This window comes from Stenotrophomonas sp. 99219_Sma, assembly GCF_056480785.1.
This window is the reverse complement of the sequence record NZ_CM151117.1, coordinates 4,570,001-4,591,530: the sequence shown is the minus strand read 5'-3', so window position 1 is coordinate 4,591,530 and position 21,530 is coordinate 4,570,001. Positions and strand designations below refer to the sequence as shown.

Here is a 21,530-nt window from a genome sequence, read left to right as displayed (position 1 = left end):
GCAATAATGTAGAGCCGAGCCATGCTCGGCTGATGGGCCACGGAGTCGAGCATGGCTCGACTCTACAAAAGAGCGTCCTGATCGCTTCGGGGTTCATCCACGCATTGCGTGGATCTACGCGATCAGTACCAGGCCATCCGGGAACACGATCGCCGCTTCATCGGCACTCACATCGAAGAAGCCCACGCCGTGCTTCTCGGCCAGGTCCTGCACGCGGCCATGCGCGCGCTCGGCCACCGAATAGGCGAACGCGCCGTAGATCACCTGACTACCGATGCTGTACTCGGTCACCTCAGCACGATCATCGTCGTCATTGCTCAACGGCCCGTTCATTGGCGGAAATTCCTGTGCCATCTCCGCGAACCACGCCTGCAACGTGGGACTGCTGACCGCCGGGTCGTCGTACTCGTGGCGTTCGTTCCACTGCGTCTGCTTCTCGAACCAGGCGATGAAGGCCGCCGCCTCACGTGGAGCGGTGCTGGCCTCGAACACCATCATGTCGTAACTCATTGAACCGTCCTGTGGGCGTGGTGAAAGGCTGCCGGGCGTCGCCCGGCGCTAGTGCTCATTATCAGGCCGATGCAGTGTTGGCATCCGCCAGCCCCGGCGCCAACGCCTTCGCCTCCGGGAACAGCGCGAAGCGCAGGCCGATCAAGCCCATCAGCGCCTCGTCGCGCGCCTTGCAGGCGGCCACGCTGCCGACCCGGCCCAGCGAGGTATCCAGCCGCTCGCGCAGCGCCTCGGCCGCCACAATCGGTTTGCGCGCGGCGATCTGACGGCGGTAATGCACGGCGATTTCTTCCAGGATGTGCTCGACCGCTTCGCGGCTGCGCTCGGGCAGTTCCAGCCGTGCGCGACGCAACTGCAGGATGTTCAGGCCGATGCGCGCCTCGTTGAGCATGTCCACCGAGGCGATGTCGCTGCCCTCGGGCGTCGCTGCCAGGCGCGGTGCGAGCAGGCCCAGCAGGTCGAGCATGCGTGCGGCGAAGCGCTGCCGGTCCTGCTGGCCACGGCCTTCGGCGGCCTCGGCCAGCGTGGTCCAGCCCTGCCGCACCAGGCGGCGTGCGGTCCACTCGGCACCCACCGAACGGAACAGGCGGGTCATCACCACCGCAAAGCCAATGCCGATGAACATCGCAATCGACGAGTTGAGGAAGGTCTGGATGTTGGCGCTGTAGGTGTTCTGCAGGCTCAGCAGCGCGGCCAGGTTCACCGTCAACGGCAACGCGAACAATGCGCTCTTGGGGTGGTGCAGCATCAAGCCCAGCGGCAGGAACGCCACCGCCAGCACCAATGCCAGCAGGCCGAAGTCGTGCACCGCCGGGAACACGCCGAACAGGTACACGCCAGCCACCACCGAGGCGACCATCGCCCACACCAGGAACGACACCATGCTCGGTGCAGGGTCGTCCTGTGCAGCGAAGAATGCAGCGGTCACCGCGGCCATCATCGCGCCGTTGCCACCACCTTCCCAACCCAGCGCGATCCACAGCACGCAGTAGCTCATCAGCGCCACGCCGGCACTGAGCGCGGAGAACAGCGCCATGCCGTAGTCGACGTGCTTGTCGGCGGCCACGCGTTCGGTGCGGATGCGGTAGTGCGCGCGGTCCAGTGGCGCGGTGCCGTGGTCGATCGCGTGCTGCAGGGTGCGGCAGTCCTGCCACAGGTCCACCAGTTCCTCCAGGCGCAGCAGCAGGCTGGCCAGCTGCAGGTGCTGCAGGTCGCGGTCCACCTGCGGCTTCAGTGCGCTGATGCGCGCGCGCAGGCGGGCGTACTCGCTGGCGTTGGTCGGCCCGTCCAGCCAGTCATGGATATCGTCGACCAGTGCCGGCAGTCCTTCCGGCAGGGCCTGGCCATCGCTGCGCAGCGCGCTCAGGCGGTCGGCAATCGAGGACAGCACTGGCAACAGCAGCAGCATGCGCTCGCGCAGGCGCTCCATCGACACCGCCGAACCGGCATGGCGTGGATCATCACGGCGCAGGAACTCGATCAGCGCCTCGAACTGCACCAGGTCGGCGGCCAGCCGGTTGCGCGGCGCATGCGCGCGGCCACGTTCAAGGATCTGCCGGCACCACTGCGCGGCGTCCTCCATCCAGTTGCCGATGCGCGCGCGCAGCATCGGACGTACCGAGGCCGGGAACAGCAGCGACGCGAACAGCACCGCCACCACCGTGCCAAGGATGATCTCCTCGCTGCGTGCCACCACCGTGTCGAAGATGGTTTCCGGCGAGGTCACCGCCGGGAAGCCGATGAAGGCCGTCGTGTAACCGGCCAGCAGGAACGCGTAGCCGCGCGGGCCGCGGTTGAGCAGGGCCATGAACAGGCAGCCGGCCAGCCAGATCGACATTGCCGCGCTCAGCACCAGCGGCGATTCCACCAGCGCCGGCAGCACCAGCAGGGTGGCCAGGCCCGCCACCAGCGTACCGACGATGCGGTACACGCCCTTGGCGCGGGTCGGGCCCAGCAGCGGCTGGCTGACGATGTACACCGTGCCCATCGCCCAGTACGGGCGCGACAGGTTGCCGGCCATGGCGATGTACAGCGCGGCCACCGCGGCCAGGTAGGTCTTGATCGAGAACAGCCAGGCCTGGCGGTCGGTCAGCGCGTTCATGGCTTACTTCGCTGCGGTCGAGGCGTTGGGCGCGGCGGCGCTGGCCTGCCAACCGCCACCCAGCACCAGGAACAGGTGGATCTGGTCGCGCGAGACCTGCGCTTCGGCGGCGGCCAGGGTGGCATCGCTGGTGGCCAGGCTGCGGTCGGCATCCAGGCTGGACAGGTACGGCGTGCGGCCGCCCTGGTACAGCCGGCGGTTCTGCTCGGCGGCCAGTGCGGCCTGCTCCTGCGCGATGCGCAGCGACTGCAGCCGGCGCAGGTCCTGTGCATAGCGGTCCAGTGCGGTCTGGGTCTCGCGCAGCGCCTGCAGCACGGTGTGGTCGAACTCGGCCAGGGCCGCATCGGCACCGGCTTCGGCGGCGTGGATGCGTGCGTGCGTGCCGGACGACGGCAGCGTCCACGAGATCAGCGGGCCGATCGACCACTGCTGGGTCATCGGCGTGCCGAAGTCTTCCAGCAGGCCGGCGGCACCGAGCGAGGCACCCAGGCGGATGTCCGGGTACAGCTCGGCGGTGGCGACACCAATCCGCGCCGTGGCCGAGGCCAGCTTGCGCTCGGCCTGGCGCACGTCCGGGCGACGCTGCAGCAGTGCACGGCCATCACCGACCGGCAGCGGCTGCGCCAGGGCGGGGGCGTGCGCGCAGTCGATCACACCGGCCGGCAGCTGGCCCGGGGTCTGCCCCAGCAGCGCGGCCAGCGAATAGGCGGCCGCCGAGCGCTGCGCCTGCAGCGGCGGGAGTGCAGCTTCCAGCAGCGCCACCTGGGCATTGGCGCGGGCCAGTTCCGGCGGCGTGCCACGGCCGGCCGCGATCAGGCGCTCGGTGACCGTACGGCTGCGCTGCTGCAGCTGCAGCGAATGCTCGGCCACGTGCAGTTCGTGGTTGGCGTGGCAGATTTCCAGATAGCTGTCGGCCACCTGCGCGACCACGCTGACCTGGGCCAGATCGCGTGCCGCGGCGACCGACTGCTCGTCGGCACGGGCCGCTTCGGCGCCGCGCTTGAGCTTGCCGAACAGGTCGAACTGGTAGCTGACCGCGAACTTGCCATCGGCCAGGTTGATCACCGGCAGCTCGTGTTCCTGCAGGAACGATTCGGCCGACAGCTGCGCGCGGCTGACCCCGGCCTCGGCCTCGTACTCGAAGCCACCGGCGTCCAGCGCCTGTTCGTACACCGCCGCCGCACGACGCAGGTGCGCATCGGCGGCCTTCAGCTCCACGTTGTCACGCAGCGCCTGGGTGATCAGGCCATCCAGCACCGGGTCGTTGTACAGCGACCACCAGCGGTCGGGCAGCGCCTGGTTGGCGGCGATCTGCGGGTTCTGGGTATCGATGAAGGCGGCATTGGCCTGCGGGCGCTTGAACGCCGAACCTTCCGGCAATGCATAGTCCGGGCCGACGGTCCTGCACGCGGCCAGGCTGGCCAGCGCGACGATCAGGCCGAGACGGGGCAGGGCGGCGTTCACAGGCCCGCCTGTGTCGGCGCCGTGCCGGCCTTGTCGTTGTGCGGATGGCGGCCGGTGTCCACGGTCACCGTGGCGGTGCGGCCGGCGATCAGTTCCACACCCTTGGGTACTTCGTCGATGGCGATGCGCACCGGGATGCGCTGCGCCAGGCGCACCCAGTCGAAGGCCGGGGTCACGTTCGGCAGCAGGGTGCTGCCATTGCTGCGGTAACGGTCCTCGATGCCGGCGGCGATGCTTTCGACATGGCCACGCAGCGGGGTCGATTCGCCCATCAGGCGGATGTCCACGGCTTGTCCCGGGGCCACGCCACGCAGGCGGGTTTCCTCGAAGTAACCATCGATGCGGAACGAGCCGGTATCCAGCAGCGCCAGCACCGGCTTGCCGGCCACCACGTAGTCGCCCACGCGCATGGTGCGGTCGTTGACCCGGCCATCAGCCGGTGCGCGCACCTCGGTGCGCCCCAGGTTGAGCTCGGCCAGGTCGACCGCCGCCTGTGCGGTGGCCAGCGCGGCCTGTGCGGCCTGCAGCTTGGCGCGGCGCACTTCGGCGTCCTCGGCGGCGACCAGGTCCTGCAGGCTGCGGTCACGGCCGATCTCGCGGCGCAGCTGTGCCACCGAGGCCTGGCGCTCGCCCAGGCTGGCCTTGGCCTGCTCCAGCGCGATGCGGTAACGGGCACGGTCGACCACGAACAGCAGGTCGCCCTTCTTCACCGCCTGGTTGTCGGCCACCTGCACCGTTTCCACCAGTCCGGATACGTCCGGCGCCACCTGCACCACGTCGGCGCCGACATGGGCATCGCGGGTCCATGGCTCATCCATGTAATAGACCCACAGCTGGCGCAGCACCAGCAGGGCGACGATCACGGCTGCGCTGGTGAGCAGCACCGGCAGGGTCTTCTTCACGATCTTGTTCACGATTGCATCCAACGCAGGAGGTGGAACAGCAGGCCCAGCACGATTCCGTACAGCGCCAGGTTGAACAGCGCCGGGTGCCATACATGGCGATAGGCGCCGGCACGCTGCAGCAGCGCGTGCAGGCCGCTGTTGACCAGATAGGCCAACAACATCAACCCGAGCAGGGTCGGGACGAACACTCCGTGGAGACTGAATTCACCGGGCATCGGTAGGGGCGGGGGCGAGGTGGGGGAGGGGAGGAACAACGAAACAACAGCAACGGGCAAAAGCCGCTGGCGTGTGCACGGCAGCGGCGGTATTCGGGGGCAGCGCTCTTACGTGATGCGGTCGGCAGCCTCGGCCAGCAGGCGCCATGCCTTCAGCACGGCGTGCAGTTCATCCATGGAAAGCTCGCCGAACACGTCCTGGCGCAGGCCGATCAACTGGTCTTCCAGCTCGCTGACCAGCGCGTGTCCCGCGTCGGTCAGCCACAGCAGGTTGGCGCGGCGGTCGCTGGCGTCGCTCTCGCGGCGGACCAGGTCGCTGGCGCACAGCTTGTCCAGCAGGCGCACCAGGGAAGGACCCTCCATGCCCAGCTGCTGGGCCAGCGCCACCTGGCGGATGCCACCGCCGGAGCGGCCGATCATCAGCAGCGGCATGGTGCAGGCGGTGGAGATGCCGTAGCTGCCGAGCCGGCTGTCGGCCAGGCGCTGCCACTGCCGCCCTGCGTAAAGCAGGCCGGAGCTGAGCTGCATCTGCAGCACGGTGCGCTCGTCGAGGGGTCGGTCCATAAGAGATAGATAGGATACTACTAATTTCATTCCTATCAATGGTTTTTGCTGAATGGGCGGGGTGTAGTGAGGAAAGCGTTGCGCCTGCCTGGTGTCGGGTGGGGCAGCAGCAGATGCAGTGCGGACCAAGGTCCGCACCCACCAAAGCAGGAAAAACCACAGCAGCGGCGCGGTGCTTCCGGAGCCATGAACCCCGCTTTTGACCCCCGCTTTCGGGCGGTCCGGTCGCGCCCGCAGGAAACCGTCAAGGAGGGGGAGAGGGGGCTGCGCAGGACCGTTGGCGCCATGGATGGCGCCATCGAGCCCCCATGGGTGAGGGCGCTTTGCCTGCGAGGCATGCCTCGCAAGCGCTCGAACGCACAGCCGCCAGCGGCTGGGCCGGACCCCGGAGGGGGGTTTACGGCGTGTCCTGCGCAGCCCCCTCTCCCCCTCCAGGCCGACAGCAACGACGCGCCAACAACGACCCCCCGATGAACCGTCCCAACAGGACGACCCACCCCCCGGTCGGGTACGATGCTCGCCCCCCGTTCGGGACGCTGTACGCAATGAGCAAGAACAACGAAAAGGCCGCCCCGCAGGGCGACGTGACCCAGGACCAGGCCGAGGATGCCGTGCGCACCCTGCTGCGCTGGGCCGGTGAGGACCCGTCCCGTGAAGGCCTGCTGGATACCCCCCGCCGTGTTGCCGAAGCCTATGGCGACTGGTTCAGCGGTTACCGCGACGACCCGCGCGCCTACATGGAGCGGACCTTCGAGGAAGTGGCCGGCTATGACGAACTGATCGTCCTGCGCGACATCGAGTACGAAAGCCACTGCGAACACCACATGGCGCCGATCATCGGCCGCGTGCACGTCGGCTACCTGCCGGCCGGCAAGGTGGTGGGCATCAGCAAGCTGGCCCGCGTCGTCGAAGCCTATGCCCGCCGTTTCCAGGTGCAGGAGAAGATGACCGCGCAGATCGCCCAGTGCATCCAGGATGTGCTGCAGCCGATCGGTGTCGGCGTGGTCGTCGAAGGCGCCCACGAATGCATGACCACCCGCGGCATCCACAAGCGCGGCGTCAGCATGGTTACCTCCAAGATGCTGGGCAGCTTCCGCGACGACGCGCGTACCCGCGCCGAGTTCCTGCGCTTCATCGAAGTGGGCGGCAAGCGCTGAGCCGCTTGCCCGCACTCCGCCGGCCGCTGCGGGCCGGCATGCCCACGGCTGCCCGCGCGGCCGCCGTGCGTGGCTGCTCGTCCCTGTCAGCCCAACAGACCTCTTTCGCTGCATGAAGCATCGCGAACGCATCTCCCGTTACCGCCATCTGCGCGAACAGCCCCAGTGGAAGCTGCTCGCCGCCGACCACGCTCCGGAAATCATCGGCCTGCTGCAGGGGCTGCTGATGGACGGCGAGCGCACGCTGTCGTCGTCAGTGCTCAACGAGCGCCTGCAACGTGCGCTGGACCAGCTCAATGGCGACGAACTGTCGCGCGACCTGCCGCGTACCGCGCAGGCTTACATCGCGCACTGGCTGGCCCAGGGTTGGCTGGAACGCCGTTTGCCCGAAGGCGCAGACCAGGAGCAGTACGAGCTGTCGACCGCGGCACTGCAGGCGATCCGCTTCGCCGATGGCCTGGAGCAGGCCCGCGTGGCTGCCACCGAAAGCCGCCTGGCGCTGGTCATCGAACAGCTCTCGCAGCTGGCCGCGCAGACCGAGTCCGATCCGGATGCGCGCCTGTCGGCGCTGCGCGACGAGCGCGACCGCATCGACGCCGAGATCGCCCGCGTCGGCGCTGGCCGCGTGATCGCGCTGGACGGCAAGCGCGCGCTGGAACGTGCGCGCCAGATCATCGGCCTCGCCGACGAGCTGACCGAGGACTTCCGCCGCGTGCGCGACGACTTCGAACAGCTCAACCGCGATTTCCGCGAACGCATCATCGACGACGAGGGCGAGCGCGGCGACGTGCTGTCGCAGCTGTTCGAAGGCGTGGACGTGATCGGCGAGAGTGATGCCGGGCGCAGCTTCCAGGCCTTCTGGCGCCTGCTCAACGACGCCGAGCGGAGCGCCCAGCTCGATGCCGCGCTGGAAGCGGTGCTGGCGCGTGGCTTTGCGCGCCGCCTTGACCGCAACGAACGCAACTTCCTGCGTGGCTTCACCAGCACCATGCTCGAGCGTGGTGGCCAGGTGCACGACGTGCTGCAGAACTTTGCGCGCAGCCTGCGCGGCTTCGTGCAGAGCCGTGGCTACCTGGAACAGCGCCGTCTCAACCAGTTGCTGAAACAGGCGCAGTCCGAAGCGCTGGCGCTGCGCGACGAGTTCCCCGCACAGCGTGGCATCGGCCGCGACCTGCAGCTGACCACCAGCCGCCTGCGTTCGTGGTCGCAGTGGAAGCTGCATGATCCGCGCAGTGCCCAGGTCGATGGCAACGTCGAATACAACGACGCGGCCGCGATCAGCCTGGAAAGCGTTGGCGACCTGGTCGCCTCGTCCGAAATCGACTTCCGCACCCTGCGCCGCGACCTGCACGACCTGCTCGATGCACAGCCGCGGCTCAGCATTGCCCAGGCGCTGTCGCAGCGTGAAGCGCCGCAGGGCCTGGGCAGCGTCATCGGCTACCTGTCGCTGGGCACGCGCTTCGGCAACGTGATCGCCGGCGAGCAGGAGCTTGCCGAATGGCGTGGTGGCGACGGCCAGATCCGTCGCGCCCGCATCCCGCTGGTTTGGTTCACCCAGGAGAGACGCCATGAGCTGGCATGAAGATCCCATCGATGCAGCGCAGGCCGACGTGGCGGAAGACGCCTACGAAGCCGAGCCGGTGGCGGCCGTGGCACAGCCCCGCCGTGGCAACGACGTGTACTACCTGGGCGATACCGGACGCCTGCCGCTGGATGCGCGCCGCGCGCTGTGCCAGCTGCTGATCGGCCCCAGCATCGACCAGCTGCGCCACGCCAAGCTGTGGCCGGCATTGATCCGCAGCGAAGCCGCCATCCGCTCGTCGTTGGCCGACCTGTTCCTGGAACTGGTACTGGATCGCGACAGCGGCGTGGCGTTCACCCGCCAGGCCGATACCGAAGACGTCGACGCGCCGGTGCTGCTGCGCACCTCGCCGCTGACCTTCATCGACTCGGTGCTGCTGCTGTATCTGCGCCAGCAGCTGGCCGAGGCCGATGCGCGCGGCAACCGCGCGGTGGTGGCCGATGCCGAGATGGCCGAAGCACTGGCCATCTACGAGAAGAACCTGTCCACCGACCGCGCCGGCTTCAACCGCCGTGTCGCCTCGGCGGTGCAGAAAATGAAGGACAACCACATCCTGACCCGCCTCAGCGGCCAGGAAGACCGCCACGAAGTCTCGCCGGCGCTGAAGCTGCTGTTCTCCGCCGAAGACGTGTCCCAGCTTTCGGCGGTGTACCGCCAGCTGCGCGAAACCCCGGCCGCCGAGGCCTGAGAGACCCTAACATCGCATGGCTATCTCCAAGCACACTCCCGCCCTGTTCAACGAAGGCCTGCCGGACCCGCGCCTGCAGCAGTTCCGCATGCGCCGCCTGCAGGTGCACAACTGGGGCACCTTCAATGGCCTGACCGAAGTGCCGATCGCCGAGCGCGGCTTCCTGTTCGTCGGCCGTTCCGGCTCGGGAAAGTCGACCCTGCTCGATGCCATGTCCGCGCTGCTGACGCCACCGGCCATCGTCGACTTCAACGCCGCCGCGCGTGAAGCCGAGCGCAGTGGGCGCGACCGCAACCTGGTGTCCTATGTGCGTGGCGCGTGGGCCGACCAGCAGGACAGCGGCACCGGTGAAATCGCTACGCAGTACCTGCGCAAGGGTGCGACCTGGACTGCACTGGTGCTGGAATACCGCGCTGGCGACGGCCGCGTGGTCAGCCTGGTGCGCCTGCTGTGGATCTCCGGAAACGGCACCTCGGCCGGTGACGTGCGCAAGCACTACATGATCGCCGAGCGTCCGTTCGACATCGCCAAGGATCTCGGCGGCTTCGACCTGGACCTGCGCAAGCTCAAGCAGAAGCTGTCCGACCTGCACCACTTCGACACGTTCTCCGGCTACGCCGAGCGCTTCCGCGACCTGCTCGGCATCGACAACGAGATGGCACTGCGCCTGCTGCACAAGACGCAGTCGGCGAAGAACCTGGGCGACCTCAACGTCTTCCTGCGCGACTTCATGCTCGACACGCCGAAGACCTTCGACGCCGCCGAGCGCCTGGTCAGCGACTTCGCCGAGCTCGATGGCGCGCACCAGGCCGTGGTCACCGCGCGCCGCCAGGTGGAAACCCTGTTGCCGGCACGCGCCTACTACAACGATCTGAAAGAGATGCACCGCCAGCGTGGCGACGACGAAGCACTGAAGCTCGGCGTCGACAGCTTCCGCGAAAGCCGCCGCCAGGCGCTGATCGAAGCGCGCCTGCGCGAGATGGACGTGCGTGACCGTGGCCTGCTCGGCGAAGAGGCCCAGCGCCGCGCCGCGCTCGACAACCACACCGAGCGCCTGGCCGAACTGGAACTGCAGCGCCGCCAGCAGGGCGGTGAGCGCATCGAGGAACTGGAGCGCGAGCAGGGCCGCGCCGAAGCCGAGCGCGACCGCCGCAAGGCCAAGCGTGACCAGGCCCAGGAGGCGGCACAGCAGCTGCAGGCCGAACTGCCCGACGATGCCCATGGTTTCGCCGAGCTGGTCGAGCGCGCACAGAACGAACTGCAGGACCGCCAGCGTGCCTCGGCGGCACTGGACGATGCGATCAGCGATCGCCTCGGCGGCAAGCGCGATGACGAGCGCCGCTTCGGTGAAGTACGCGTCGAACTCGAAGCGATGCAGCGCACGCCGTCCAACATTCCGGCGCCGATGCAGAAGCTGCGCGCGCGCCTGGCCGAGGAAACCGGCATCGCCGAAGCGGCGCTGCCGTTCGTCGGCGAGCTGATCCAGGTCCGCTCGGAAGAGCAGGGCTGGCAGGGCGCCATCGAACGTGTGCTGGGCGGCTTCGCGCTGTCGCTGCTGGTCGATGACAAGCACTACAACGACGTCGCCGAGTGGGTGAACCGCACTCACCTGGGCATGCGCTTCACCTACTACCGCGTGCGCCGCAACGATGATGCGTTCGCGCGCGAGCCGTCGGCGAAGTCGCTGCTGCACAAGCTGGAGCTGCGCGAGCATGTGTTCGAAAGCTGGCTGCGGCGCGAGCTCGGCAAGCGCTTTGACTACGAATGCGTGGATGCCAAGCAGCTGCGCAACGTCGACCGCGGCATCACCCGCGAAGGCCAGGTCAAGCATCCGGGCGACCGTTTCGAGAAGGACGACCGCAGCGCGGTAGGCGACCGCCGCCGCTGGATCCTCGGCTTCAACAACCACGACAAGGTGGGCGCCTTCGAGCGCGAAGCACAGGAACTGGCCAAGCGCATCGCCAGCTGCGAGACTGACATCGCGCGCCTGCGCGGCCAGCGTGACCGCGACAACGAACGCCGCCTGGCCTGCCACGAGCTGGTCAGCATCAGCTGGAACGAGATCGACATCGCCGCTCCGCAGCAGCGCCTGAGCGACATCGAGGCCACCCTGCGTGACCTGCGCGAAGGCAATGCCGATCTGGCCAAGCTGGCCAAGCAGATCGACGCCGTGCGCGCCGACATCGAGCAGTCCCGCCGCACCTATGAGGACGTCCGCGTCGAGCGCGGCCAGCTGGTCAAGGAGCGCGATCGCCTCGACCGCGCCCGCCAGCAGAGCCGTGCGCTGGTGCTGCCGAGCCTGGCCCAGGAGCAGGAAGCCGGGCTCGCCGAGCGCCTGCAGGAGCAGGGCCCGCTCAGCCTGGAAACGCTGGAGGCGCACATGCGCCAGGTCAGCAACGCGCTGAACGAGCAGCTGTCGTCCTCGCAGCAGGACCTCAACCGCATCGAGAACCAGCTGATCGGTTGCTTCCGTCGCTTCATCCAGCAGTGGCCGGAGGAATCGGGCGACTTCACCGTCTCGGTGGCCTCGGCCGAGGACTTCCTCGCCCGCCTCGAACGCCTGGAGCGCGACGGCCTGCCGCAGCACGAAGAGCGCTTCTTCGATCTGCTGCAGAACCAGAGCAAGAACAACCTGCTGGCCCTGCAGCGCCACAGCGCCGAGGCCCGCAAGTCGATCGGCCAGCGCCTGGACGAGGTGAACGCCAGCCTGGAACAGGTGCCGTTCAACCGTGGCACGCTGCTGACCATTGAACTGAGCGACCGCCGCCTGCCGGAAGTCGGTGAGTTCCACCTGCAGCTGCGCGAGGTGCTGTCGCAGCAGCAGACCGAGCAGCGCGAGCTGGCCGAATCGCAGTTCACCGTGCTGCGCCAGCTGGTCAACCGCCTGGGTTCACAGGAAGGCGAAGACAAGCGCTGGCGCGAACTGGTGCTGGACGTGCGCATGCACGTGGAGTTCATCGGCGTCGAGCTGGATGCGGAAACGCGCCAGCAGGTCGAGATCTACCGCAGCGGCGCCGGCAAGTCCGGCGGCCAGCGCCAGAAACTGGCCACCACCTGCCTGGCTGCGGCACTGCGCTACCAGCTCGGCGGCGCTGACAGCCAGCTGCCCAGCTACGCCGCGGTCGTGCTTGACGAAGCCTTCGACAAGGCCGACAACGAGTTCACCGCACTGGCGATGAACATCTTCGACAACTTCGGCTTCCAGATGGTGGTGGCCACCCCGCTGAAGTCGGTGATGACGCTGGAACCGTTCATCGGCGGTGCCTGCTTCGTCGAAATCAGCGGCCGCCACGACTCCGGCGTGCTGCTGATCGAGTACGACGAAGAAGGCAAGCGCCTGAAGCTGCCCGAGCGCAGCCGCCAGCAGGCCAACGAACCGGAAGAAGCGGAGGCCTGACCCGGCCGATTGAATGGGAATGCCGGCCAGCGGCCGGCACTACCCATGGGCGGGGTTCATGACCCGGTAGTGCCGGCCGCTGGCCGGCAACCGCACTCACGCTCCGCGGAACGTATCCCACGCCATCCGCGCGATCAGCACCACCACCAGCCCCACGAACAGCTTGCGGATGAACGGCGTGCCGCCCTTCAGCGCCAACCGCGTGCCCACCACCGAACCGATGATGTTGGCCGCCGCCATCGGCAGCGCGAACAGCCAAAGGATGTTGCCGGTCGGCACGAAGAACGAGATCGCCGCCACATTGGTCGCCAGGTTCACCACCTTCGACGCGGCCGACGCGCGCAGGAAATCCAGGCCGAAGAAGCGCACGAACAGGAAGATCAGGAAGCTGCCGGTGCCCGGCCCGAAGAAGCCATCGTAGAAGCCGATCGCTGCACCGATCGCCAGCGCGATCACCAGCTCGCGGCGGCCGATCTCCTGCGGCCGGTGCAGCGCACCGAAGTCCTTTTTCCACAACGTGTAGGCCAGCATCGCGATCAGCAGCACCAGCACCAGTGGGCGCACCGCGTCCTTGGGCAGCAGGCTCACCGCGGTGGCCCCGGCGAAGGAGAAGATGAAGGCGGTGCCGGCCGCGAACAGCACCGGCTTCCACGGGAAGCGCACGTTGCGCGCATAGCGCCAGGCAGCCGCACCGGTGCCGAACATCGAACTGAACTTGTTGGTACCGAACAGCATCGCCGGCGTCTGCTGCGGCAGCACCGTGAACAGGCCGGGCAGCTGCACCAGGCCACCGCCACCCACGGCGGCATCCACAAGACCGGCGATGAAGGCGATCACCACCAGCCACCACAACTCAGGGGGAACCAGTTCCAGCACGGCGATCAATCAAGGTGGGGGCGCGACAGCATACGCCTGTCCTGCTTCAGCTGGCCCGTGCCGCGCGTGGATCAATCCGCGCAACCCGGCGACAATGCCGGCATGAGCCGAAAACCCGCCGATCCCTGTCCCTGTGGCCTGCCCGCCGACTATGCCGCCTGCTGCGGCCGTTTCCACACCGGTGAAGCCGCGCCCGACGCCGAGCGCCTGATGCGTTCGCGTTACAGCGCCTACGTGCGCGGTCTGGCTGACTACCTGCGCCAGAGCTGGCACCCGGACACGCGTCCGGCCGAGCTGTCACTGGATGAAGCACCCGGCCAGCGTACCCATTGGCTGGGCCTGACCGTGCACGAGCACACCGTCACCGGTGCCGATAGCGCCGATGTCCGCTTCACCGCGCGCTATCGCGTCGGCGGCGGCAGTGCGGTCAAGATGACCGAACACAGCCGCTTCCAGCGCATCGACGGCCGCTGGTACTACCTCGACGCGGTCTGAGCCTCAGCCGCCACGCACGGCCAGCACGCGCTGGCCGGCATGTGCGTGCACCTGGTTGCGCCCCCCGTCCTTGGCCACGTACAGCGCCTGGTCGGCGGCCTTGACCACCGCCATCGGGCGCGGATCCACATGGCTGTCGGCCAGGCCGATGCTCACTGTCACCTGTACCACCTGGCCGCTGCCACCGCGTCCGCGCTGCTGGCGGCCGGCTTCGTCATCGCGGCTGCGGGTGCTGCGGTCGCGCAGCTGCATGCGGGTCTCCTCGATGCTCTGCCGCAGCGCCTCCACGGCATCCATGCAGGCCGCCGCCGAGCGGTCCAGGAACACCACCGCGAACTCCTCACCGCCATAGCGGAATGCACGGCCACCGTCGCCCACCCGCGCCAGCCGCGAGGCCACCAGGCGCAGTACATCGTCTCCGGTGTCGTGGCCATGGGTGTCGTTGAATGATTTGAAGTGGTCCACGTCCACCATCGCGATGCTGTAGGTGCCGCGTGCCCGCTGCAGGGTCTCGTTGAATGCCCGTCGCCCCGGCAGGCCGGTCAACTCATCGCGGAAGGCCATGTGGAAGGACTCCTGCAGCATCGCGCCCAGCATCAGCAGCAGGGCGGCGCTGCTCAGCGCCGGCAGCAGTACAGGGTGCAGGAAGATCCGCGGCAGCATCCACCACAGGCACAGCAGGGCCAGCAGCATCGCCGTGTGCAGTGGCCGAGGATGCCGCCACGCCTGCCAGCCCAACGCTGCGGTCGCCAGCAGGAACAGCAGCGCCGGCAGCTGCGCCAGCGCGTTCCAGTCGGCGGGAATCCAGGCCCAGTGACGGTTCGACAGCAGATCGTGCATGCCGCGCGGCTGCTGTGTGGCTAGCAGCAGGAAGATCATCACCGCGGTGCCGCTGGCAATACCGCGCAGCAGCAGGTCCTGGCGCCGCCGTCCGCGCTCCGGCCACAACGCAAGGCCGGCAGACAACAGCGGCAACCAGGCCGAGATGGCGTGGAAGCGCAGCGGTGTCAGCGTGGTGACATGGCCATTGCGCAGGTAGCCAGCGACGTCCTGGTGCAGCAGCGCGAACATCACCGCCACAACCATCAGCAGGCACAACGTGCGCACCTGGTGGTAGAGCAGGGCCAGGCCGGCACCGAGGCAGGCCAGCAGCCAGGGCAGGATGCGCTGCGCCGGGCTGGCCACGTCTGCGGTATCCAATGCGGTCCACACCACCACGGCAACCAGCACGGCAGGCAGCACGAACAGGTAATGCGCAGGCTGGCGGAGCGGATGCAGGGGCAAGCAGGAATTCCAGCGCGGTGACGACGCGGCCGCAGCATTGCCGTTAGCGGCGTTCGTGGTGGCTTCTTGAATGCGGCAGGCTCATCCATGTGAACGAAGTGATGCCGAACCATGACGTCGCACTCACCATCCAGCGCCGATGCTGCCCACATGGACAGCGTACCCGCCGCCGTCGCTGCCCCGCAGCACGATCTCGCCCGCCAGTTCGCCCATGTACGGACGCGCAGCCTGCAGTTGGCCGCGCCGCTCAGTGCCGAGGACGCCATGCTGCAGAGCATGGCTGACGCCAGCCCGAGCAAATGGCACCTGGCCCACACCACCTGGTTCTTCGAACGCTTCGTGCTGGCGGGTTTCGGCACCGCGCCAGCGCATGACCCGGGCTGGGACTACCTGTTCAACAGCTACTACAAGAGCATCGGCCCGGCGCATGCGCGGCCACAGCGCGGGTTGCTGTCGCGCCCGTCGCTGCAGCAGGTGCGAGACTACCGCCAGCAGGTCGATGCGCAGGTGCAATCGCGGTTGGCGGCGGGCGATCTCGATGAACAGGCACTGCAACATCTGCAGCTGGGCCTGCAGCACGAGCAGCAGCACCAGGAACTGCTGCTCACCGACATCAAGCATGCGTTCTGGTGCAACCCATTGCAGCCCGCCTACCGCGAGGACCTGCAGCCTGCCACCAGCGCTGCCAGTGCGCAGGGCTGGATCGAATCACCCGAGCGCATCGTCACGGTCGGCGCCGCGGCATGGCCGCAGCAGGCCGCGTTCGCCTACGACAACGAATCGCCAGCGCACCGCGTGCTGCTCCCCGCGCACGCATTGGCCGAGCGTCCCGTCAGCAATGCCGAGTATCGGGCCTTCATCGACGCCGGTGGCTATCGCGAACCGCGCTGGTGGCTCAGCGAAGGCTGGGCGCTGCGCGAAGCCGAGGGCTGGCAGCACCCGCTGTACTGGGATGACGCCCTGCAGCGCGAGTACACCCTGGGCGGTTGGCGCGAACTGGATCCGCACGCGCCGGTCTGCCACCTCAGCTACTACGAGGCCGATGCCTGCGCCCGCTGGTCCGGCGCGCGCCTGCCCAGCGAGTACGAATGGGAAGCCGCCGCTGCGTCGCAGCCGCTGCGCGGCCATTTCGCTGACGACGACCGGCTGCACCCGCAGGCATCGCAGGGCAGTGGAATACGGCAGCTGTTCGGCGATGTCTGGGAGTGGACCCACAGCGCGTATGGCGCCTATCCGGGCTTCCGTCCCTTCGCCGGCAACCTCGGTGAGTACAACGGCAAGTTCATGTGCGGGCAGTGGGTGCTGCGTGGCGGCAGCTGCGCGACACCCCGCGGCCATGTGCGCGCCAGCTACCGCAACTTCTTCATGCCGCCGGCGCGCTGGCAGTTCTCCGGGCTGCGCCTGGCCAGGGACCTCACATGAGCACCGTGCATGACGCGCTGCAGGCATTGACCGATCTCACCCCCGGGCGGCAGCAGATCCTCTCCGACGTAGTGGCCGGACTCTCACGTACGCCGCGCCAGCTGCCGTCCAAGTACTTCTACGATGCGCGTGGCTCGCGACTGTTCGAGCAGATCACGCAGACCCCCGAGTACTACCCCACGCGCACCGAGCTGGCCCTGCTTAAGCGTGTGCTGCCGGACATCGCCCGCAGCGTTGGCCCGCGTCTGCACGTGGTGGAGCTGGGCAGCGGCAGCGGACGCAAGACCGCGCTGCTGCTGGCCGCACTTCACGACCCGGTGGCCTATACGCCGATTGAAATCTCGCGGGCCGCGCTGCTGTCCAGCATCGATCATCTGGCGCCGGCGTTGCCGGAGGTGGAGATGCTGCCGGTCTGTGCCGACTTCACCCGCCCCGTCGCCGTTCCCATGCCCGAGCGCGAACCCGCGCGACGGCTGCTGTTCTTCCCCGGTTCCACGCTGGGCAACTTTGAAGGCGAAGACGCGGTCGCACTGCTGCGGGCGATGCGCCAGACGATGGGCCGCGACGGCCTGGCCCTGGTCGGCATCGATCTGCACAAGGACCCGGCTCTGATCGAAGCGGCCTACAACGACGCGCAGGGCGTCACCGCCGCGTTCACTCTCAACCTGCTGGCCCGGCTCAATCGCGAGATCGGCAGCGACTTCGACCTCGACGGCTTCCACCACCGTGCCTGCTACAGCACCGCGCGGCTGCGCATCGAAACCGATCTGGTCAGCCGCTGGGCGCAGGATATGCATCTGGACGGCCGCACCTTCCACTTCGCCGCCGACGAACCGATCCGTGTGGAGTACAGCCACAAGTACACCGACGACAGCTTCGAGGCGCTGCTGCAGCACGCGGGCCTGCAGGTCACGCAGCGCTGGAATGCCGACAGTCCCGCCTACGGCCTGCGCCTGCTGCGTGCCATCTAGGGCGGCCGGCCAGCCGGTACCCCTTCAGGTTCTGCAGCACCGCTACCCCTAAGATGGCCGTGCAACGGCAACACGGAGGACGCCATGCCCATTCTGACCACCCTCGGCCTGGCGGCCGCTCTCGCCTCGCCCCCCGCGCTGCCTGCAGCACCGGATGCCAGCGTCGATCTGGCCTTCAGCCGCTGCCTTTCGGGCCTGCAGGCCACGGCCGCCAGCCAGGGCATCAGCGCCGAGCGCTTCAACGAAATCACCGCCGGCCTCACCCCGGACCCCAGCGTGCTCGGCCTGCTCGACGCGCAGCCGGAATTCACCACGCCGATCTGGGACTACCTGGCCGCGCTGGTCGATCGCCAGCGCGTGGCTGATGGTCGCGCCATGCTGCAGCAGCATCGCGACCTGCTCGATCGAGTGTCGGCGCAGTACGGCGTCGATCCGGCCACCATCGTCGCGGTCTGGGGCGTGGAGAGCGACTACGGCCGCGTGTTCGGCAAGCGCCCCCTGCTGCAGTCACTGGCCACGCTGTCCTGCGCCGGCCGTCGCCAACCCTTCTTCCGCGGTGAATTGCTGGCACTGCTCAAGCTGATCGACCGCGGCGACCTGCAGGCACAGGGCCTCACCGGTTCCTGGGCCGGTGCCTTCGGGCATACGCAGTTCATGCCCAGCACCTACGCACGCATCGCCGTGGACGGTGATGGCGATGGCCGCCGCGATCTGGTCGGCAGCATTCCCGATGCGCTGGCCTCCACTGCCAACTACCTCAAGCGTGCCGGCTGGCGCAGTGGCGAGCCGTGGGGCATGGAAGTTCTTGTTCCCGCTGGCTTCAACGCCAGCCAGGCCGGACGTACCCAGCGTCGCGCCCTGGCCGACTGGCGTGCGCAGGGCCTGACCGCGCTGGATGGCAGTGTGCTGGCTCCGGCCAACCTGCCGGCGGATGCGCGCGCCGCCCTGCTGCTGCCGGCCGGCAACAAGGGCCCGGCGTTGCTGGTGTTCCGCAACTACGACGCGATCTACAGCTACAACGCCGCCGAAAGCTATGCGCTGGCGATCGCCACGCTGGCCGACCAGCTGCGTGGCGGCAATGAGCTGGCCACCGCCTGGCCGACCGATGATCCCGGCATCGGCCGCGATGAACGCCGTCAGCTGCAGACCCTGCTGCTGGCGCGTGGCCACGACATCGGTACCGCCGACGGCATGATCGGTACCGCCACCCGTCGCGCGATCCAGTCCGAGCAGCAGCGCCTGGGCTGGGCCAATGCCGATGGGCGTGCCGGCCAGCGCATCCTGCGCGCGCTGCAGGAAGAGGCGGCCGCCATCGCACCCGCTGCGCAGAAGGCCTTGCCCCAGGCACGCTGACCGCGACATCATCGCCGCGGTCTTCAAGGAGCGTCATCGCATGCAGTCGGATCCGGACATCAGCAGCGGCCTGTATCACGGGCTGGAGGCCTGGCACGTGCGCACCCCCAGCGCGACGGCGGTCATCAGCGTGTTCGGCGGACAGCTGCTGTCGTTCATTCCCGATGGGCAGCCCGATGTACTGTGGCTTTCGCCCACGCGCGCCGAGCTGCCCACGCCCATCCGCGGTGGCGTCCCGGTGTGCTGGCCGTGGTTCGGCCGCCAGGGCCAGAACAATGATGTGCCCGCGCATGGCCTGGTGCGCACCGCGCGTTGGGAGCTTCTGCAGGCCAGCCAGAGCGATGACGGTGAGGTCGAGCTGCAGTTGGCACCTGCACCCTGCGCCGATCCCGGCCTGCGCCTGCAGATGCAGTTGCGCATCGGCCGCCAGCTGCGTCAGCAGCTCGTCACCGAAAACACCGGAACCTCGCCGGTGACCTTCACCCAGGCCCTGCACAGCTATTTCCGGGTGGGCGATGCCAACCAGGTCGAGGTCGAGGGCCTCGACGGCCTGCAGTACCTGGACAAGTACGAGGACTATGCGCAGCTTCGCCTGCAACAGGGACCGTGGTCATTGCGCGATCCGCGTGACCCCGGTCGCAGCGATCGCATCTATACCGGTGCCGGCGGCCATTACGTGCTGCGTGATCCCGTACTGCAGCGGCGGATCGAGATCCGCAGCGAAGGCAGCCAGACGCTGGTGGCCTGGAATCCCGGTGCGGAGGCGGCAGCGAAAATGGCCGATGTCGGCGATGGCTGGCACGATTACGTTTGCCTGGAAGTGGCCAACGCAGGCCCGGAGCAGATTACGCTTGCGCCGGGTGAGCGCCATCAACTGGTGCAGACCCTGGCCAGTACCGCGCTGTAGGCGCTGGCAGCGGTTTCAGTTTGTCGATGCAGTAGCAAGGACGGAAAACATGCAGGAAGCACAATGGTGGTACGCCAATGGCAGGCAGAGCAGTGGGCCGGTGGATCTGGCCGGTCTTCGCCAGCTGCAGCGGGAAGGGACGGTCACGGCGCGAACGCTGCTCTGGTGCGAGGGCATGCCCTCGTGGCGGCCGTTGGCGGAGCTGGATCAGGCCTCAACGCAGGTCGAGGTGGCTCCGGTCCTGGATATCGACGCAGCGCCCGCGGCTGAGGGCATCGCGTCGAGTGTCGGCGATCCGTCCGACCCCTATCGTGCGCCGGTCGCTGCACCGGATGTGGCTGCGGCTGCCGGGCTGGAGGGCGAGATGGCCTTGTACGCCAGCGTGGTCGGTGGCAACTTCCCGATCTATCGCCAGCGCTGGCGGCTGGATCAGGGCATCGCCACGGGCAGTGGCACCTGGCACTGGCCGGCCTTCCTGCTCGGCCTGATCTGGATGATGTACCGCAAGATGTACCGCCTGGCGGCGATGTGGGCTGGCCTGCTGCTGCTGATCAGTGTGGTGGAGACCTTGCTGGATGTGCCGGATGGCCTGTCGCTGGTCATCACCTTCGCGCTCAGCATCACCACCGGCATCTTTGGCAACAGCTGGTACCTGGCACACTGCCAGCGCCTGATCGCCCAGGCCCGTACCGTGACCGGCGGTGATGACACACGGCTGCGCAGCGAGCTGACTGCACGCGGCGGCACCAGCGTGGTCGCTACACTGATCGCCATCGTCATCGCGGTGGTGCTAAGTACGGTCGGCGCTGCATTGGCGGGTTAGGCCGGATCAGCCGGCCTGGCGTGGCCGCAGTACCAGCAGGCACAGGGCTCCGGCCACCAGCCCCCAGAACGCCGAACCGATGCCGGCCAGCGAGACGCCCGAGGCGGTGACCAGAAAGGTGACCAGTGCCGCCTCGCGGTCCCGCTCTACTGCCAGCGCACTGGCCAGGCTGTTGGCGATGGTGCCGAACAGCGCGATACCGGCCACGCAGGCCACCAGCTCTTTCGGGAACGCCGCGAACAGTGCGGCCACGGTGGCGCCGAACAGCCCGACGACAATGTAGAAGGCGCCGGCCGCCATCGCTGCGGTATAGCGTCGTGCCGGGTCCTCATGCGCATCGCGGCCCATGCAGATCGCGGCGGTGATTGCAGCGAGGTTGAGCGCATAGGCACCGAAGGGGGCCAGCAGCGTGTTGACCACACCGATCCAGCCGATCAGTGGCGACACCGGTGCTTCGTAGCCGGATGCGCGCATCACCGCCACGCCCGGAATGTTCTGCGAGGCCATGGTGACCACGAACAGGGGCAGGGCGATGCCAGCCACTGCAGTCCAGGACAGGGATGGGGTCACCCATTGCGGTACTGCCAGTTGCAGCTGCACCTGCTGTGCGTGCAGCAGGCCACGGCTGGCCGCCACCGCGATGCCGACCAGCAGGGTGGCGATGACCGCATAGCGCGGGAACAGGCGGCGTCCGCCCAGCCAGGTGGCGAACATGGCCAGCGCCAGTACCAGTTGGGTGTTCATGGCCACGAACACGTCCAGGCCGAAGCGCAGCAGCACCCCGGCCAGCATGCCGGCGGCCAGCGCCATCGGCAC

19 protein-coding genes (1 of these 19 cut by a window edge) are annotated in these 21,530 nt (G+C 68.1%); 10 read left to right on the top strand and 9 right to left on the bottom strand.

Translation table 11 applies throughout. The features are described 5' to 3' along the window. Positions 1-114: 114 nt before the first annotated feature. From ACZK13_RS20905 to ACZK13_RS20880, 6 genes are all read right to left on the bottom strand, one after another. Positions 115-510, bottom strand: a complete 396-nt coding sequence (locus ACZK13_RS20905) for a hypothetical protein (protein WP_125895899.1) — start codon at positions 508-510, stop codon at positions 115-117. Between the two features lie 61 nt (positions 511-571). Next, the gene (locus tag ACZK13_RS20900; protein ID WP_049462913.1) at positions 572-2,611 is read right to left on the bottom strand and encodes an FUSC family protein; all 2,040 of its coding nucleotides are present in this window, start codon (positions 2,609-2,611) and stop codon (positions 572-574) included. Between the two features lie 3 nt (positions 2,612-2,614). Continuing rightward, on the bottom strand, positions 2,615-4,075 hold the full coding sequence (locus tag ACZK13_RS20895) for an efflux transporter outer membrane subunit (RefSeq protein ID WP_049400357.1): 1,461 nt from the start codon (positions 4,073-4,075) through the stop codon (positions 2,615-2,617). After that, complete coding sequence (locus tag ACZK13_RS20890; RefSeq protein WP_032973896.1) at positions 4,072-4,989, bottom strand: efflux RND transporter periplasmic adaptor subunit; 918 nt, start codon at positions 4,987-4,989, stop codon at positions 4,072-4,074. Before ACZK13_RS20890 ends, ACZK13_RS20895 begins: the two co-directional genes overlap by 4 nt. Next, positions 4,986-5,195: a DUF1656 domain-containing protein gene (locus ACZK13_RS20885; RefSeq protein ID WP_010487502.1), complete on the bottom strand. Its 210-nt coding sequence runs from the start codon at positions 5,193-5,195 to the stop codon at positions 4,986-4,988. The genes ACZK13_RS20890 and ACZK13_RS20885 overlap by 4 nt, the downstream gene beginning before the upstream one ends. Positions 5,196-5,303: 108 nt before the next feature. Beyond that, positions 5,304-5,759 (bottom strand): MarR family winged helix-turn-helix transcriptional regulator, encoded by a 456-nt coding sequence (locus tag ACZK13_RS20880; protein ID WP_012481667.1) that lies wholly within the window; start codon positions 5,757-5,759, stop codon positions 5,304-5,306. A 545-nt stretch (positions 5,760-6,304) separates the two neighbouring features. Between ACZK13_RS20880 and folE the strand changes: the two genes are divergently transcribed. From folE to ACZK13_RS20860, 4 genes are all read left to right on the top strand, one after another. Then, on the top strand, positions 6,305-6,916 hold the full coding sequence (gene folE, locus ACZK13_RS20875) for a GTP cyclohydrolase I FolE (protein ID WP_004141296.1): 612 nt from the start codon (positions 6,305-6,307) through the stop codon (positions 6,914-6,916). A 112-nt stretch (positions 6,917-7,028) separates the two neighbouring features. Beyond that, positions 7,029-8,498 (top strand): DUF3375 domain-containing protein, encoded by a 1,470-nt coding sequence (locus ACZK13_RS20870; RefSeq protein WP_253143486.1) that lies wholly within the window; start codon positions 7,029-7,031, stop codon positions 8,496-8,498. After that, on the top strand, positions 8,485-9,186 hold the full coding sequence (locus ACZK13_RS20865) for a DUF4194 domain-containing protein (protein WP_005411692.1): 702 nt from the start codon (positions 8,485-8,487) through the stop codon (positions 9,184-9,186). Before ACZK13_RS20870 ends, ACZK13_RS20865 begins: the two co-directional genes overlap by 14 nt. 16 nt (positions 9,187-9,202) lie before the next feature. Beyond that, positions 9,203-12,583 (top strand): ATP-binding protein, encoded by a 3,381-nt coding sequence (locus ACZK13_RS20860; protein WP_125895897.1) that lies wholly within the window; start codon positions 9,203-9,205, stop codon positions 12,581-12,583. Between the two features lie 96 nt (positions 12,584-12,679). Here ACZK13_RS20860 and ACZK13_RS20855 read toward each other — a convergent pair whose 3' ends face one another. Next, on the bottom strand, positions 12,680-13,459 hold the full coding sequence (locus ACZK13_RS20855) for a sulfite exporter TauE/SafE family protein (protein ID WP_014039007.1): 780 nt from the start codon (positions 13,457-13,459) through the stop codon (positions 12,680-12,682). Between the two features lie 102 nt (positions 13,460-13,561). On the opposite strand from ACZK13_RS20855, the gene ACZK13_RS20850 reads away from it, so the two are divergent. Beyond that, on the top strand, positions 13,562-13,954 hold the full coding sequence (locus ACZK13_RS20850) for a YchJ family protein (protein WP_125895940.1): 393 nt from the start codon (positions 13,562-13,564) through the stop codon (positions 13,952-13,954). Positions 13,955-13,957: 3 nt separating this feature from the next. On the opposite strand, the gene ACZK13_RS20845 is transcribed toward ACZK13_RS20850, so the two are convergent. Then, positions 13,958-15,238: a GGDEF domain-containing protein gene (locus ACZK13_RS20845; RefSeq protein WP_253146059.1), complete on the bottom strand. Its 1,281-nt coding sequence runs from the start codon at positions 15,236-15,238 to the stop codon at positions 13,958-13,960. Between the two features lie 150 nt (positions 15,239-15,388). On the opposite strand from ACZK13_RS20845, the gene egtB reads away from it, so the two are divergent. The 5 genes from egtB to ACZK13_RS20820 all read left to right on the top strand — a co-directional run bounded on the left by egtB (position 15,389) and on the right by ACZK13_RS20820 (position 20,714). Beyond that, positions 15,389-16,660, top strand: coding sequence for an ergothioneine biosynthesis protein EgtB (egtB, locus tag ACZK13_RS20840; RefSeq protein WP_125895938.1), 1,272 nt, complete (start codon positions 15,389-15,391; stop codon positions 16,658-16,660). Beyond that, on the top strand, positions 16,657-17,631 hold the full coding sequence (egtD, locus tag ACZK13_RS20835) for an L-histidine N(alpha)-methyltransferase (protein ID WP_125895937.1): 975 nt from the start codon (positions 16,657-16,659) through the stop codon (positions 17,629-17,631). Before egtB ends, egtD begins: the two co-directional genes overlap by 4 nt. Positions 17,632-17,715: 84 nt before the next feature. Next, positions 17,716-18,984: a lytic murein transglycosylase gene (locus ACZK13_RS20830; RefSeq protein ID WP_125895936.1), complete on the top strand. Its 1,269-nt coding sequence runs from the start codon at positions 17,716-17,718 to the stop codon at positions 18,982-18,984. 40 nt (positions 18,985-19,024) lie between these two features. After that, positions 19,025-19,891, top strand: coding sequence for a D-hexose-6-phosphate mutarotase (locus tag ACZK13_RS20825; protein WP_071229489.1), 867 nt, complete (start codon positions 19,025-19,027; stop codon positions 19,889-19,891). Between the two features lie 49 nt (positions 19,892-19,940). Continuing rightward, the gene (locus ACZK13_RS20820; protein ID WP_125895935.1) at positions 19,941-20,714 is read left to right on the top strand and encodes a DUF2628 domain-containing protein; all 774 of its coding nucleotides are present in this window, start codon (positions 19,941-19,943) and stop codon (positions 20,712-20,714) included. A gap of 6 nt (positions 20,715-20,720) precedes the next feature. Here ACZK13_RS20820 and ACZK13_RS20815 read toward each other — a convergent pair whose 3' ends face one another. Then, a protein-coding gene (locus tag ACZK13_RS20815) for a benzoate/H(+) symporter BenE family transporter (RefSeq protein WP_125895934.1) crosses the window boundary here: on the bottom strand, positions 20,721-21,530 show its 3' portion. It continues 378 nt past the right edge of the window; only the last 810 of its 1,188 coding nucleotides appear in the window; its start codon lies off the right edge, out of view; its stop codon occupies positions 20,721-20,723.